The sequence below is a fragment of the Lysobacter rhizosphaerae genome (assembly GCF_054779795.1).
In genome coordinates this window covers 32,567-48,017 of the sequence record NZ_BAAGXO010000011.1, presented here as the reverse complement: position 1 = coordinate 48,017, position 15,451 = coordinate 32,567, and the positions used below count along the sequence as shown (strand labels likewise).

Genomic DNA, 15,451 nt, shown 5'->3' with positions numbered 1-15,451 from the left:
GGCCCCACGCCGAAAACGCGGCGTGCCCACATCCCCACGGAGCCTTTGCCATGAACGCCATGCTTACCGCCACGATTCCGCTGCCTGCCATCCTCGACCAGCCGTCGCTGATGGCACCGGGCCGTCGCCACTGCATAGACAACTTCCATTTGACCGCGGCGTCGGTCGACCGCTTCAACGCCCTGCTTGCCCGTCTGGGCCGCCGGGCCGCTCCATTGGACTGCGACCGGGTCGCAACGGCCGCGCGTGAACTGCGCGACAGCGCAGCGGGAGCCGGCGAGCCAGCCTGCATCCTGCAACGCATGAAGCGCCTCGAAGCGGCCGCCCGGATGCTCGACGACGTCCAGTGGCAACCCGTCGACGACGCCGGCAATGTCGCGTCCCTGATGGTGCATTACGCCACCGGCCGCTACCAGCTACTGCCCAACACGCTGCCGACGGTAGGACACCTGGACGACGCCATCGCCGTGGAGGCCGCCTGGCCGTCGCTGCAGTATGAGGTCGCGTCCTTCCTCGACTATTGCCGGGTGCGCTCGATGGAGGCCTCCCTGCGCGGCCGGGACATCGGCGGCTTCAATTTCTCCCGCGACGACTGGGAGGATGCCCGCCAGGCTGAATATTTCCTCGAGAAGCAGCGCCGCTGCATTCGCGAAAGCAGCTACCTGCCCCAGCTGGCAACCCGATTCATCGTCCACTGAACGTGGGCAGCCAGGGATGGCGCCAATGAGGCCGCCTTCATCGGCGGCCTCGCTTTTTTCCGGGGAGGGCATCCGGCCGAGTCAGCAAGGCATCGCCCTGCTGAACCGTCCGTCGGAGGTCGCTTCCGTGCCCGCCGCACTGGCGCATGATTTCTTCATCCCCGGACAGGGGCCGTGCAAGCACCGGCCGCAGCGCGGCTCTACGAGGGAGACTCCCGTCGGACACGGCCGGAAGCGAGGTGCCCCCATGCGCATGCCTCATCCCACACCCACCGCCCATCCCCTGCCGTTCGAACACTTCCGGGGCGGTCTCGTCGACGACCTGGGCGCGCCGGCGGGCTTCCCCGAAATGGCGCTGTCGGCGCCTGCGGTCGCTCGATTCGATGAACTCGTCCATGACCTCTACCCCGATGCCGCCCGTGTCGATCCACCACGCCTGCAGCAACTCGCGGCATGGCTGCTGTCGCTACCGGAGGAAGAGGCGCGCGAGGAACTCGATGCACGCCTGGACCGCATGGACGAACTGCGCGCGCTGCTCGACGACCCCGCATGGGACTGCGATGACGCCACCCGCATGCGGATCAACAAGCTGCTGGCCTACATCGATCGCGAGGACGACCTGATCCCCGACCGGTTGCCCTTGCTCGGGCGCCTCGACGACGTGCTGCTGATCGAACTGGCGTGGCCCACCTTCGCCGGGGAAGCCGACGAATACCGCGACTTCTGCCTGTACCGGCAAACCGAGCACCCCGCGGGCACCCCGGAACAGCAGCGCAATGCCTGGCTGCGCGACCGCCTGGCCGAAATCGAACTGCTGCGGCAGAACACGCGCATGGAGGACGAGCATTTCGCCAACGGCCGCACCCCGGAAGGACCGTTGCGCGTGACCGGGTCCCCTCTCCCCTAGAGGAGCGGGGCGGGGGCCAGCGGCAATGGCAGTCGCGCACGTGATTGCGCCGCATCCCCGCGCGCCGTGGGCGAGCTAGGATCGAATGTCAAATCTCGTCCGCTCGCCCCCCGGCTGTTAACCTGCGGGACCAGTTCGTTCCGGCCCGCATGTCCGCACGTTTCGTCCACCTCCACCTGCACAGCGAGTACTCGCTCGCCGACTCGACGATCCGCATCGGCGAGCTGGTGAAACGCTGCGCGAAGCTCGGCCAGCCGGCGGTGGCGGTCACCGACATCGACAACCTGTTCGCGGCGGTGAAGTTCTACAAGGCGGCCGAGGGCGCGGGCCTCAAGCCGATCATCGGCGCCGATGTCGGCCTGGCCGACGGCAACGAGAGCCCGGCGCGGATGACCCTGCTGTGCCGCGACCGCAGCGGCTACCTGACCCTGTCGCGCCTGCTCTCCCGCGCATGGATGGAAGGCCATCGCATCGACGGCGTGGCGCTGCGCCCGGAGTGGCTGCGCGAAGACAACGGCGGCCTGTTCGCGCTGGTCGGCCGCAAGAGCCTGGCGGGACAACTGGTCAGCACGCATCGCCACGAGCTGGCCGAGGCCGCGCTGGCGGACTGGCGCGAAGTATTCGGCGACCGCCTGCACCTGGAGCTGACCCGCAGCGGCCGCGAAGGCGAGGACGCATTCAACGCCTTCGCCGTGCATGCCTCGACGCGCCGCGGGATCCCGCTGGTCGCGAGCAACGACGTGCGTTTCCTCGATTCCGAGGGCTTCGAGGCCCACGAGGCACGCGTGTGCATTGCCTCCGGCCGCGTGCTCGACGACCCCAAGCGGCCGAAGGAATACAGCGCCGAGCAGTACCTCAAATCGTCCGAGGAAATGGCGGTGTTGTTCGCCGACATCCCCGACGCGATCGACAACGCGGTCGCACTGGCGACACGCTGCAACGTCACTATGAAGCTGGGCGAGTACGCACTGCCCGCATTCCCGGTGCCGAGCGACCATACGATCGAATCGTGGCTGCGCAGTTCCGCGCGCGAAGGCCTGGCAGAACGACTGGAGAAGAATCCGCTCGCGCCCGGCAAGAGCCGCGAGGTATACGACGCGCGCCTGGAAACCGAGCTGGACGTCATCATCAAGATGGGGTTCCCCGGCTACTTCCTGATCGTCGCGGACTTCATCAACTGGGGTAAGGCGCAGGGCATCCCGGTCGGTCCGGGACGCGGTTCGGGCGCCGGCTCGCTGGTGGCGTGGGCACTCGGGATCACCGACCTCGATCCCCTGCCGTACGACCTGCTGTTCGAGCGCTTCCTCAACCCCGAACGCGTGTCGATGCCCGACTTCGACATCGACTTCTGCATGGACCGCCGCGACGAGGTCATCGACTACGTCGCGCGCAAGTACGGCCGCGACCGCGTCTCGCAGATCATCACCTACGGCACCATGGCCGCGAAGGCGGTGGTGCGCGACTCCGGCCGCGTGCTGGGCCATCCCTACGGCATGGTCGACGGCATCGCCAAGCTGATCCCGAACACGCTGGGCATCTGCCTCGACGATGCGCTGGGCGAGTCGGAGGCCGCGAAGAAGGACAGCAACCTCGCCTCGGCCGAGCTGATCCAGCGCTACCACGCCGAAGACGACGTCCGCGACCTGCTCGACCTGGCGCGCAGCCTCGAGGACCTGACCCGCAATGCCGGCAAGCACGCCGGCGGCGTGGTGATCGCGCCCTCGCCGCTCAGCGACTTCTGCCCGCTGTTCGCCGAACACGACGGCGAAGGCCGCGGCAGGAATCCGGTCACCCAGTTCGACAAGGACGACGTCGAAGCCGTCGGCCTGGTGAAGTTCGACTTCCTCGGCCTGCGCACGCTCACGATCATCGACTGGGCGGTGAAGGCGATCAACGTGCGCCGCGCGCGCGAAGGCCTCGAAGCGCTCGACATCACCACGCTGCCGCTCGACGACAAGCCGACGTATGAGCTGTTCGCGCGCGGCGATTCGGTGGCGGTGTTCCAGTTCGAATCGCGCGGCATGCGCGAACTGCTCAAGCGCGCGAAGCCCGACACCTTCGAGGACATCATCGCGCTCGCCGCGCTGTTCCGTCCCGGCCCGCTGGGTTCGGGGATGGACCGCGACTGGGTCGACCGCAAGCATGGCAACGCCGCAGTCACCTATCCGCACGATTCGCTGGAGCCGGTGCTCGCGCCGACCTACGGCGTCATCGTGTACCAGGAACAGGTGATGCAGATCGCGCAGGTGCTGGCGGGCTACACGCTCGGCGGCGCCGACATGCTGCGTCGCGCGATGGGCAAGAAGAAGCCCGAGGAGATGGCGAAGGAACGCGCCAAGTTCGAGGAAGGCTGCCTGGCACGCGGCATCCCGGCGCGGCAGGCGAGCCCAATCTTCGACCTGATGGAGAAGTTCGCCGAGTACGGCTTCAACAAGTCGCACTCGGCGGCCTATGCGCTGGTCGCCTACCAGACCGCATGGCTGAAGGTGCACTACCCGGCCGAGTTCATGGCCGCGGTGCTGTCGTCGGACATGGACAACACCGACAAGGTCGTGGGGTTCCTCGACGAAACCCGCGTGATGGGCCTGACCGTGCTGCCACCGGACGTGAACGCGTCGGCGTACATGTTCGAGGCGACAACACCCGACACCATCCGCTACGGCATCGGCGCGGTGAAGGGCGTGGGCCGCGGCGCCTGCGAGGCGATCGTCGAGGCGCGCCGCGCCGGTGAATTCACTGACCTGCTCGATTTCTGCAAGCGCGTCGACAGCAGCAAGCTCAACAAGCGCGCGCTCGAAGCGCTGATCCAGGCCGGCGCACTCGACAAGCTCGGCCGCAACCGCGCCAGCCTGATGCTGCAAATGCCGGAGGTGGTGAAGGCGACCGAGCAGCTCGCGCGCGAACGCGAAGCCGGGCAGAACTCGCTCTTCGGCGGCATGGAAAGCGCGGCCCCCGCGCTGCACATCGAATTGCGCGAAACCGACGAATGGCCGCTGGTGCAGCTGCTGGGCGGCGAGCGCGACACGCTCGGCCATTACCTCAGCGGCCACCCCTTCGATCCGTATCGCGACGAACTGCGCGCGCTGGTCGGCCACGACCTCGGCGACCTCGAACGCATCTGGGAATCGCGACCGGAAAGCGCACGCAGCGGCTGGCGCCCGGAACTGGAAACGGTGGTGGCAGGACAGGTGGTGGGCCTGCGCAAGAAAGGCGACAGCCAGATGTTCGTGCAGATCGAGGACGGCCGCGGCCGCCTCGAGTGCGCCTTCTTCGCCGAGACCTACAACGAGTTCGCGCAGCTGATCGCGCGCGACCGCCTGCTGATCGTGCAGGGCGGCCTGCGCGAAGACGCCTTCAGCGGCGGCTTTGCCTTGAAGGCGCAGCGCTGCTGGGACTATTCGCAGCTCTGTGCGAAGCATGCGCAGCGCCTGTCGCTGCGCCTGGACCTGCGCGTACCGGGCACCTGGTCGCGCGTGGACGCATTGCTGGCCAAGCACCGCCCCGGCTCCACGCCGCTGCGCCTGGACCTGCTGCGCGAGGGCGTCGCCGGCATGCTCGACCTCAACGGAACGCATTCGATCCGCGTCGACGCCGACCTCCCCGGCGCGCTGCGCTCGCAGCCGGGCGTGCGCACGGTGAAGCTGGCGTTCTCCCGCCCCTGGTAACAGACCTCCCAAACGGGCGCCGCAGCGCCGTGCTGCGTCACAGTTCGCGCCCGGAAACTGCCCCCAGACACCCCCGTACGGCCCCTTTCGCCGACCTCGGCTAAACTTGCCGCCTTCACCGGCCCCGGCCAACGCATGAACCCGAACTACCTCGACTTCGAACAACCCATCGCCGACCTGGAAGCCCGCATCCAGGAAGTGCTCCATGCCAGCCATGGCCCGGCGGTCAATGTCGATGCCGAAGTGCACGCGCTGCGCGAAAAGCTGCGCCTGCGCACCGCCCACATCTTCCGCGACCTGACCCCGTGGCAGGTCTCGCAGCTCTCGCGCCATCCTTCGCGTCCCTACACGCTGGATTACCTGCGCGTGATCTGCGACGAGTTCCAGGAACTCGCCGGCGACCGTGCCTTCGCCAACGACAACGCCATCGTCGGCGGCCTCGCCCGCATCGACGGGCGCAGCGTGGTCGTGATCGGCCACGAGAAGGGCCGCGACACCAAGGCCAAGGTCAGGCGCAACTTCGGCATGCCCAAGCCCGAGGGCTACCGCAAGGCGCTGCGCCTGATGAAGCTCGCCGAGCGCTTCAAGCTGCCCATCCTCACCTTCATCGACACCGCCGGCGCCTGGCCGGGCATCGATGCCGAGGAACGCGGCCAGTCCGAAGCCATCGCCCGCAACCTGCTGGAGATGTCCGAACTGAAGGTGCCGATCATCTGCACCGTGATCGGCGAAGGCGGCTCCGGCGGCGCGCTCGCGATCGGCGTCGGCGATCGCACGCTGATGCTCGAATACAGCACGTACTCGGTGATCACGCCGGAAGGCTGCGCGTCGATCCTGTGGAAGACCGCGGAGAAGGCGAAGGACGCCGCCGAGCAGCTCGGCATGACCGCCAAGCGCCTGAAGGAACACGGTCTGATCGACAAGATCGTGCGCGAGCCCATCGGTGGCGCGCATCGCAATCCGACCCAGATGGCCAAGCGCCTGAAGGCCGTGCTGATGAATGAGCTCGACGCGCTGGAACATGTGCCGGTCGCCGAACTGCTGGATCGCCGCTACAAGCGCCTGCGCAGCTACGGCGCCTACGAAGCCGCCTGATCGCCGGTGAGGGATCAAGAGAAAGCCGCCGGTTTCGCAACCGGCGGCTTTTTTCATGGCGCGTTACTTTGCTGCCGGCTCGTCCGGCGGCGCATCACCCGCACGCACGGCCAGCGGACGCACGTCGTTGACCAGGTGCATCAGGAACCGCCCCGGCTCCTCCTGCATCATCATGTGCGCCGAATTCTCGAACCAGAACATGCGCTTGGTTGGCGCCGACACATGCGCGAACCAGTTCGCCGCGACTTCGTGCGAGGTCGAATAGTCGTGACGGCCGTTGAAGAGGAAGAACGGGCAATCGAGTCGCGCCACCTTCGCATAGTCGATCGACTCCAGCGGCGGCAGCAGGTAGGTCAGCGAGAACAGGCTGCCCTTGTCGATCGCGACCACTTCCTCGTCGCTGTAATCGGGTGAGAGCTTCCGCGCGTCGTCGAACGGCGTGAAGTCCTTGCGCCCCCAGGCCAGGCCGCCGTAGTACATCACCCATTGCCGCTGCGCGCCGATGCGCTCGATCGTCAGCTGCCCCTTGGGCCCCGGATACGGCGCCAGCGCTTCCAGGTCGCGGATCGCCTTCCCGTTGTTTTCGGCGCGGGCCTGCGCGAGCGCCCAGCGATAGCCGACCGCTTCGCTTTCGCGCTGGTTGGCGATCTGGCCAGCGCCAAGGTAGGCGTGCAGCCACTCCGGATGGCGGCGGGCGATTTCCAGGCCCACCACGCTGCCCCAGGAATGGCCGAGCACGAAGATCTTCTTCTTGCCGTAGGTGCTCATCAGGTAGCGGATGACCTGCTCCGCATCGCTGACCATGCCGTCGACGGTCATGCCCGGCGCCATCGCCTCGGGCGCATTGGATGCATAGGTCTTGCCGGCGCCACGCTGGTCCCATTGCACGACGGTGAAGAAGTCCTCCCAGGGCCGCTGATAGCCGTAGGACTCCACCATTTCCGCGGCGCCAGGGCCGCCGTGCACGTACAGCAGGATCGGATTGCGGCGATCGTTGCCGCGGACCGAGATCCATTGCTTGGTGCCATTGATCTCGATCTGCTTCAACTCTTCGACCCCCAGCGGCGAGACGATCCTGCGGCTCTGCGCCACGATGGCGCGGGCGGCGTCGCGGCTGAACGGCTTGGGAGCGGATGGTGTTGCGTCGGCGGCATGTGCGGGCATGTCCATGCCGGCAACCGCGATCAGAGCGATGAAGACTAGTCCGTATAGCCGCATATGCTTCCTCCTGGAGTTCGTGCGGCCATTTTGTCGCGTCCGCGCCACCGGCCGACGTGTCATCGGTCACTGCAACCGATTCCGTCCTGGCGGCAACGGCGATCCCTGCCTGCGGCGCGATACGATGCGGCGATGACCACCACGCCGCTCATTCCGGCTTCCCAACTGCCCCAGGCCGGCGACGCCGCACTGGTCGTTGGCCTGAGTGGCGGACTGGATTCGATGGTGCTGCTGCATGCACTGGCAATGCTGCCGGAGGCGCGGGCGCGCGGCCTGCGCGCCCTGCACGTCCACCACGGCCTGCATGCCGACGCCGATGCCTGGATGCTTCATTGCGAAGCGGAATGTGCCGCGCTGCAGGTGCCGCTGCACAGCGTGCGCGTCGAGGTCCGGCGCGATGGCACAGGTCCGGAAGCCGCGGCCCGCGACGCCCGCCACGTCGCCTTCGCCGCCGAACTGGGCGACGACGAAGTGCTGGTCCTCGCCCATCATCGCGATGACCAGGCGGAAACCTTCCTGCTGCGTGCCCTGCGTGGCTCCGGCGTCGATGGCCTGGGCGCGATGCGTCCGTGGCGCCGCTACTCCCGCGGCTGGCTGTGGAAACCCCTGCTCGCCTGTTCGCGCGCGGAACTGCTCGCCTACGCTCGGACACACGGCCTGCGCTGGATCGAAGATCCCAGCAACGCCGATGTGAGTTTCGACCGCAATTTCCTGCGCCGGCACGTACTGCCGCTGTTGCGCGAGCGCTGGCCGAACGTCGACGTGGCGTTCGCGCGCTCCGCCCTGTTGAGTACCGAAGCGGCCGACCTGCTTGCGAATGAGGACGACCGCGGCCTGGCGCAGGCCCGCACGGCCGATGCGCAGGTGTTGTCGAAGGATGCGCTGCTCGCCCTCCCCGCAGCGCGCCGCGCGCGCGTCCTGCGCCGCTGGATCGAGGCACTCGGCCTACCGTCGTTGCCGGCCGAAGGCATCGTGCGGATCGAAGCCGAACTCCTGGCCGGTCGCATCGATGCCGAGCCGCGCTTCCAGTGGCAATACGCTGAAGTCCGGGCGTGGCGCGACCTGCTGTACGCCGGCACGGCCCAACCACCGCTGCCAGACGACTGGCAGCAGGCCTGGGACGGCGCGGCGCCGCTGCTGCTGCCGGATGGTTCGCGGCTCGCCCTCGCCGGTGCACCCGGCCTGGACGCGCCGTGCATCGTGCACGCGCGCCAGGGCGGCGAACGCATCACCCTGCCGCGACGCGAGCATTCGCACGCCCTCAAGCACGTCCTGCAGGATCTGGGCGTGCCGCCGTGGGTGCGCGATCACCTGCCGCTGCTGTCCAGCTCCGCGGGGGAACTGCTGGCGGCCGGGGATCTCGCGTATTCCGCCGGCTTCGACGCGTGGCTGCGCGAGCGCGGCGCCCGGCTGGTGTGGCTGCGCGATTGACCCGCCAGCACCCGGCCCTCAAACTTTCGCCATGGCCGCCCAGAAACCCAGTTCCGACACGACCGCCGCTTCGTCGGTTGCCGCTTCTCCCGTCGCCGACTTCGAGCAATCGCTGGACGCGCTCGAACAACTGGTCGAGCAGATGGAACGCGGCGACATGAGCCTGGAAGAATCGCTGGCCGCGTACGAGCGCGGCGTCGGCCTCTACCGAAAATGCCAGACCGCGCTGGAACAGGCGGAACTGCGCGTGCGCCTGCTCAGCGATCCGCAGGACCCGGCCAGCGCCGAGCCGTTCGCACCCGATGCCTGATCCGTCCTTCGCCGCGTGGCGGCTGCGGATTGAATCCGTGCTCGACCGCGCGCTCCCACTCGCCACCGATCCACCGCAGCGGCTGCATGCCGCCATGCGCCATGCGGCGCTCGATGGCGGCAAGCGGATGCGGCCACTGCTGGTGTACGCCACCGGCACGGCGTTTGGCGCGAGCGAAACCGAACTCGATGCCGGAGCGGCGGCGGTCGAGCTGATCCATGCCTACTCGCTGGTCCACGACGACCTGCCGGCGATGGACGACGACAGCCTGCGCCGCGGCAAGCCGACCGTGCACGTCGCATTCGACGAAGCCACCGCCATCCTCGCCGGCGATGCCCTGCAGTCGCTCGCCTTCGAACTGCTGGCCGATGCCCCCGTGGCTGCGGCCGCACGCGTGGCCATGCTGCGCGAACTGGCGATCGCGAGCGGCCCCCGGGGCATGTGCGGCGGGCAGGCCCTCGACATCGCCGCGACCGGCAATGCGGATGCGATGCGGATCGAGGACCTGCAACGCTTGCACGCGCTCAAGACCGGCGCGTTGCTGCGTGCATCGGTGCGGCTCGGCGCCCTCGCCGCCGCGGTCGATGCGGACACCCTGCAGCGCCTGGACCGGTTTGGCGATGCCCTCGGCCTTGCCTTCCAGATCCGCGACGACCTGCTCGACCTCGAGGGCGACAGCGCCACCCTCGGCAAGACCGCGGGCAAGGACGCGGCCCAGGCCAAGGCGACGTTTCCGTCGCTGATCGGCGTTGAGGCGTCGCGTGCGCGCCTGCACGAACTCGCCCAAGTCATGCATGAGGCATTGGCGCCGCTGGCGCCGCGCGCCGGCAAGCTCGAAGCGCTCGCGCACCAGGTGATCCAACGCGACCGCTGATCGCTTGACACCCGCTTGAAGCAGCGTCGATGCTCAGCCGCATCGTGCGCCAGCGCTTCCGGGGCACCCGCTTCTGGGGGGCATGTTGCGGAAATCGATCTTCCAGCGCATCGAGTCGCTGTTCGAAGCCGCAATGGCGCGGCTCGGGCACTCGTTCATCGATTTCTGGGGCGCGATGCAGCAGCGCTATCGGCGCGTGTATGCGCTGGTCGCGCTGCGCCTGCGCTACGCCTTCTTCCCGCTGCTGGCGCTGGCTGCGCTGGGATGGCTGGCCTGGGACTGGCAGCATGAGCGCCAGCTCGCTTCCGCCGAGGATGCGATCTTCGACCAGATCATCGGTTTCCGTCCGTGGGAACCCAAGCCCTCGCGCAAGGTGGTCGTGGTCGAGATCGACGAGTGCTCGATCCAGTACATGCGCGAACAGGGCGCCGGTGGTTGGCCGTGGAGCCGGCAACTGCATGCGGACCTGATCGACGCCCTCGATCGCGCCGGCGTGCGCGCGGTCGGATTCGACGTGCAGTTCGCCGACGCATCGGCCCAGGACCCGCTGGGCGACACCACCCTCGATGCCATCGCCGAAGGCGGGGCGGGCCGCTTCGTCTTCGGCACGACCCGATTGCACCCGGACTACGATCCGGGTTCGCCGCTGCACGCTTCGCAGGCCCCGTCGTCGTATCCGCTGGTGGCGCATCCGCGCAACGATCCGCCGGTTGCGCTGTTGCTGCCCTATGGCAAGGCCATGGCGAAAAACAGCGCGTTGCTGAACGTCGCGCGCGGACGGGATGGCGTGCTGCGCGACGTGCCGCTGCACGAGCGAGTGGGTGATTGGGCGCTGGCATCGATGCCGCTGCGGTTGGCCACCGGCGGCAACGCGAAGGCGATGGCGGCGTTTCCCGATAGCGTGCGCATCGACTGGCGCAAGCGCAGCAAGCTGCCCTTCGTGAGCGCCGCCGACCTGCTCACGGGCCGGCCCATCTGTCGCCCTCCATCCGAACCCCTGCCCGCGTTGTCTGGCCGCACCGTGCTGGTGGGCTACACCGCGGCCGGACTGAACGATGCCAAGCCCACGCCCGCGGGATTGATGCCGGGCGTCGAGGTGCATGCGGAAGCCACCGAGGCGCTGCTGGCGGGAAGCGCGATCTGGCTGCCCCCGGCGTGGCTCAAGTACGCGCTGGCGGCGCTGCTGCTGCTGTTGACCACGTTTGCCTTCTTCCGCGGTGAACCGGCCTACGAGATCGACGACGTCTTCGTCGCCACCAACCTTGTGCTCCTGGTTGCGGCGTTCGTGGGACTGACCGCATTCCGCGTGTTCTTCGACATCTTCGCCGCGATCGGCTTCGTCAGCCTGTACTTCGGTCTGTGCCGGCTGTACGCGGCCGTGCAACGCGGACGCGCCATCGGCAACAATGACTTCCGCAAGCAGTTCGATCCCGCGCGCGATCGCGTCCTGGCCTTCGCGCGCGTGCGATTCGTGCCCGACCCCCACGTGAATCCCCGCGGACTGGAGCGGCGCCTGCGCGAATATCGCCGCCGGCTGCGCCGTTACGTGCACGGCGGCATCGACGCGGTGATGCTGGACGGCGTGGTCGAGCGCAAGAGCTGGTTGTGGGAAGCCATGGAGGACGTGACCGTGCTCGTCTGGTCGGCGCCCGACCGGGCAACTGCGGCCGCCGCCGCGGAACGCGAACTCGACGGCCTGCATGCGCACCTGATCGCACACGACGACGTCCTGCCTGACGATGGCAGCGTGCATGTGGCCATCTTGTTCAGTGAAACAGGCGAGCCGGACCAGGATTTTTCCGAGGACTTTTTCGAGGTGCGCGCGAAGGTGCGTGGCACGCTCGGCAGGTTGCTCGCGGAACGCGCGGAATGGCCGCTTTCGGCGCGGAATACGTTGTCCTCCAGGTAGCCTGGCCGCGCCTTGGCAAGGAGGAACGCGATGCGCCTGTTCATGCCGCTGTCGCTGTGCGCCGGCTTCGCAATCGCCGCGACACTCGCCGCAACACTCTCCGCAAGCGGCGTCACCGGAATGTCGGCGGTGGTGCACAAACCCAAGGTGAGCGTGCATGCCAAGCCGGATTTCGCCTCGCAGGAAGTGACATCGCTTGCACGCGACACGCAGGTGCGGATCGATGGCCAGGAGGGACTCTGGTACCGCGTCACGCTGGCAGGCGGCGGCACTGGATACGTACGCGTCAACGAACTGCGCATGGCGGCCACCGCGCCGGCGCAGGGCGACGACGCCGGCGCGCTGGTGACGGGAAAGGCCGGCAAGGGACGTGTCAGCGAAACCGCGGGCGTGCGCGGCATCGACGAAAGCGACCTGCGTGGCGCCGGCTTCGATGGTGCGCAGTTGGCGGCCATGGAGGGATATCGCGTCACTGCCGATGCAGCGGCGGCATGGGCCGGTGGCAAGGGATGGCAAGCCACGCAGGTGGCGTACGCCGCCGAAGGCCAGGCGGCCAAGGGCCAGGGCACCGCCACCCAGGCCGAAAAGCGCGCTGGCACCTCGGCCGCCGCCGGACTGCTCGGCCGCTTCAGCAGCGCCGCACAATCCATGCTGGGCATCGCGGACAAGGCGGCATCGAAGTCCGAGGGCGAACTGCTCGAAGAAGAACTCGCGCTTGGACCCCAGATCGCCGGCCGCATCCTGGGCGCGCGACCGCTATGGTCCGACGCGGCGGCACAGCAACGGACCAATACCATCGGCCGCTGGGTGGCCTCGCAGACCGTGCGTCCCGAATTGCCCTGGACCTTCGGCGTGATCGACACGCCGGAAATCAATGCCTTCGCCGCACCGGGCGGCTATGTGCTGGTGACACGCGGCATGTACGAACTGGCGGGCAGCGACGAGGAACTCGCAGGCGTGCTCGCGCATGAGATCAACCACGTCGTGCATCGCGACCATTACACGGTGATACGCCAGCAGGAACTCCAGGAGGCGGGAAAGGACCTCATCGCCTCCCAGGTCAGCACCGGTGGCGGCATCGCCGGCAGCATGGCGCGCAGTTACGTCGAGAAGCACGGCGCGACAATCATGATGACCGGGCTGGATCGCGAGGCGGAGTATCGCTCGGACGAAGTCGCCCAGATCTACCTGGCGCGCTCGGGCATGAATCCGCTGGCGTTGTACGCCGTACTGCAGAAGATGGCGGCCATGGGCGGAAGTGCGAGCGGGCTCGCGCAGTTGTACAAGACCCATCCGCCGCTGGATGAACGCCTGGAGCGCCTCGATCGCCATGGCGACGGTGCGCTGGCGCAGTACGAGCAGCGCAACTGAGGTGCAATGCAGGCCTCCAGACGAAAACGCCGGCCAATGGCCGGCGTTTTCTCATGGAACCGGATGTAGCGCGTCAGCTGATCAGTCGCAGCGTGAAGGGATAGCGATAAGCCACGCCCTTGTTGGCCTCGATGCAGGCAAGGATGGTCAGCACCAGCCAGCCGGCGGCGACGACGGCTATCAGCAGGAAACCGATGAGGACGAACATCAGGATGCAGCTGATGATCGCGGCAATCGCGACGGTGATGTTGAAGTTCAGCGCTTCCTTGCCCTGGTCGGCGACGAAGGGCATCGTGTCCTTCTTCACCAGCCACACCACCAGTGGGCCAAGCACGTTGCCGAACGGGATGATGAAGGTGGCCAGTGAAGACAGGTGGGCAAGCATGCCCCAGGTCTTCTCTTCCTGAGCGATATCGTTCATTGCCAGCGTTCCCCTAACAGGACGGCGTCATGCCGTCGGACGGATGATGTAGGCACTCTCCCGCGCCCCGCCGGCCACTGTCAAGGGAACGGTATCTCAGCTTTCTCCGGCCACCGTCATGCGCCCGACCAGGATGGAACCGGTGCGGATATGCGACCTCGGATCGACGTCGGTGCCGACCGCCTCGATGGCGGAGAACATGCTGCGCAGGTTGCCGGCGATGGTGATGCCATCGACGGCATGGGCGATCGCGCCGTTCTCGATCCAGAAACCGGCGGCGCCGCGCGAATAGTCGCCGGTCACCGTGTTCACGCCCTGCCCCATCAGTTCGGTGACCAGCAGGCCCCGTTCCATGCCGCGCAGCATCTCATCCAGGCCGCCGGCATTCGCGGCCACCTGCAGGTTGTGCACGCCACCGGCATTGCCGGTGGTGCGCAGGCCGAGCTTGCGCGCCGAGTAGCTGCCGAGCACGTAACGCTGCAGCACGCCGCCCTGGACCAGCGGCGCTTCGCGCGTGGCCACGCCCTCGGAATCGAAGGCGGAAGAGCGCAGGCCGCGCGACAGGAACGGACGCTCGTCGATCGCGAACCAGTCCGGGAACAGCGCCTTGCCCGCGCTGTCGACAAGGAAACTGGCCTTGCGATACAGCGCGCCGCCGGACACGGCCCCGACGAGGTGGCCGATCAGGGAGCGCGCGACTTCCGCGGAGAACAGCACCGGATACGCGCCCGTCGGCACCTGCCGCGGGGCCAGACGCGACACCGCGCGCTCGGCGGCGCGGCGGCCGATGGCCGCGGCCGATTCCAGGTCCTCCGCGGCCAGCGCATAGCTGTACCAGCCATCACGCTGCATCGCCTCGCCACGCCCCGCGATCAGAGCGCAGCCGATGCTGTGGTTGGTGCTGCGTTCGCGACCGAGGAACCCGTGCGAATTCGCATACACGCTGAGGCTGCTGCCGCTGCCCAGCGAGGCGCCGTCGGAATTCTCGATGCGCTTGTCCAGGTCGCGACCCGCGGCTTCGCACATCAGCGCGAGATCGATCGCGTGGTCGGCCTCGATGGCCCACGGATGCCAGCCGTCGAATTCGCGCAGGTCGGTGGCCATGAGTTCGCGATCGGCCAGGCCGGCCGCATCGTCGTCCTCGGTGTGGCGCGCGATCGCACAGGCCTGCTCGACGGTGGAATCCAGGCTGTCCTCGCGCAGGTCGGCGGTGCTGGCACTGCCCTTGCGCTGGCCGAAATAGACGGTAACGGCGATGCCGCGGTCGCGCGTGGCCTCCACCGTCTCGACTTCGCCCATGCGGACGTTGACGTTCAGGCCCGTTTCTTCCGAGCAGGAGACTTCCGCCTGGCTCGCGCCCTGCGCACGGCAGCGCTCGAGCAGGCGCTGGGCGATGTCGGCGAGGCGGTCGAGCCGGGGCTGGCTGTCGTCCGTGGTGACGGGGGCGCCGTTGGCGGGAGTGATCGTGTTCAATGCTTTATCCTTGTTTTCCTGGCCGGGTTACCCCGGAAGCAGTATTCGAAGTGCGCCAGCGCGGCGCTATGACACGGGT

General features: G+C 67.9%; 12 protein-coding genes. 9 read left to right on the top strand and 3 right to left on the bottom strand.

Features of this window, described 5'->3' with window-relative positions:
* The first annotated feature begins 50 nt into the window (after positions 1-50).
* From ACYVGE_RS15090 to ACYVGE_RS15075, 4 genes are all read left to right on the top strand, one after another.
* Positions 51-698 carry a hypothetical protein gene (locus tag ACYVGE_RS15090; protein ID WP_460730919.1) on the top strand — a complete coding sequence of 216 codons (648 nt, stop codon included), beginning with the start codon at positions 51-53 and terminating at the stop codon, positions 696-698.
* A 247-nt stretch (positions 699-945) separates the two neighbouring features.
* Positions 946-1,605, top strand: coding sequence for a hypothetical protein (locus ACYVGE_RS15085; protein ID WP_460730918.1), 660 nt, complete (start codon positions 946-948; stop codon positions 1,603-1,605).
* Between the two features lie 149 nt (positions 1,606-1,754).
* Complete coding sequence (dnaE, locus tag ACYVGE_RS15080; RefSeq protein WP_460730917.1) at positions 1,755-5,270, top strand: DNA polymerase III subunit alpha; 3,516 nt, start codon at positions 1,755-1,757, stop codon at positions 5,268-5,270.
* A gap of 135 nt (positions 5,271-5,405) precedes the next feature.
* Positions 5,406-6,365 carry an acetyl-CoA carboxylase carboxyltransferase subunit alpha gene (locus ACYVGE_RS15075; RefSeq protein WP_310053446.1) on the top strand — a complete coding sequence of 320 codons (960 nt, stop codon included), beginning with the start codon at positions 5,406-5,408 and terminating at the stop codon, positions 6,363-6,365.
* Between the two features lie 63 nt (positions 6,366-6,428).
* On the opposite strand, the gene ACYVGE_RS15070 is transcribed toward ACYVGE_RS15075, so the two are convergent.
* Positions 6,429-7,535: an alpha/beta fold hydrolase gene (locus ACYVGE_RS15070; protein WP_460730916.1), complete on the bottom strand. Its 1,107-nt coding sequence runs from the start codon at positions 7,533-7,535 to the stop codon at positions 6,429-6,431.
* Positions 7,536-7,715: 180 nt separating this feature from the next.
* Here ACYVGE_RS15070 and tilS point away from each other — a divergent pair, with 180 nt between their 5' ends.
* The 5 genes from tilS (at position 7,716) to ACYVGE_RS15045 (ending at position 13,478) form a co-directional block, all read left to right on the top strand.
* The gene (gene tilS / locus ACYVGE_RS15065; protein ID WP_460730915.1) at positions 7,716-9,014 is read left to right on the top strand and encodes a tRNA lysidine(34) synthetase TilS; all 1,299 of its coding nucleotides are present in this window, start codon (positions 7,716-7,718) and stop codon (positions 9,012-9,014) included.
* Between the two features lie 31 nt (positions 9,015-9,045).
* Positions 9,046-9,324: an exodeoxyribonuclease VII small subunit gene (locus ACYVGE_RS15060; RefSeq protein WP_460730914.1), complete on the top strand. Its 279-nt coding sequence runs from the start codon at positions 9,046-9,048 to the stop codon at positions 9,322-9,324.
* On the top strand, positions 9,317-10,198 hold the full coding sequence (locus ACYVGE_RS15055; protein ID WP_460730913.1) for a polyprenyl synthetase family protein: 882 nt from the start codon (positions 9,317-9,319) through the stop codon (positions 10,196-10,198). The genes ACYVGE_RS15060 and ACYVGE_RS15055 overlap by 8 nt, the downstream gene beginning before the upstream one ends.
* A gap of 82 nt (positions 10,199-10,280) precedes the next feature.
* Complete coding sequence (locus ACYVGE_RS15050; RefSeq protein ID WP_460730912.1) at positions 10,281-12,107, top strand: CHASE2 domain-containing protein; 1,827 nt, start codon at positions 10,281-10,283, stop codon at positions 12,105-12,107.
* 30 nt (positions 12,108-12,137) lie between these two features.
* Complete coding sequence (locus ACYVGE_RS15045; RefSeq protein WP_460730911.1) at positions 12,138-13,478, top strand: M48 family metalloprotease; 1,341 nt, start codon at positions 12,138-12,140, stop codon at positions 13,476-13,478.
* A 73-nt stretch (positions 13,479-13,551) separates the two neighbouring features.
* On the opposite strand, the gene ACYVGE_RS15040 is transcribed toward ACYVGE_RS15045, so the two are convergent.
* Complete coding sequence (locus tag ACYVGE_RS15040; RefSeq protein ID WP_310053453.1) at positions 13,552-13,899, bottom strand: DUF4870 domain-containing protein; 348 nt, start codon at positions 13,897-13,899, stop codon at positions 13,552-13,554.
* 96 nt (positions 13,900-13,995) lie between these two features.
* Positions 13,996-15,363, bottom strand: coding sequence for a metalloprotease PmbA (gene pmbA / locus ACYVGE_RS15035; protein ID WP_460731089.1), 1,368 nt, complete (start codon positions 15,361-15,363; stop codon positions 13,996-13,998).
* Positions 15,364-15,451 lie beyond the last annotated feature (88 nt).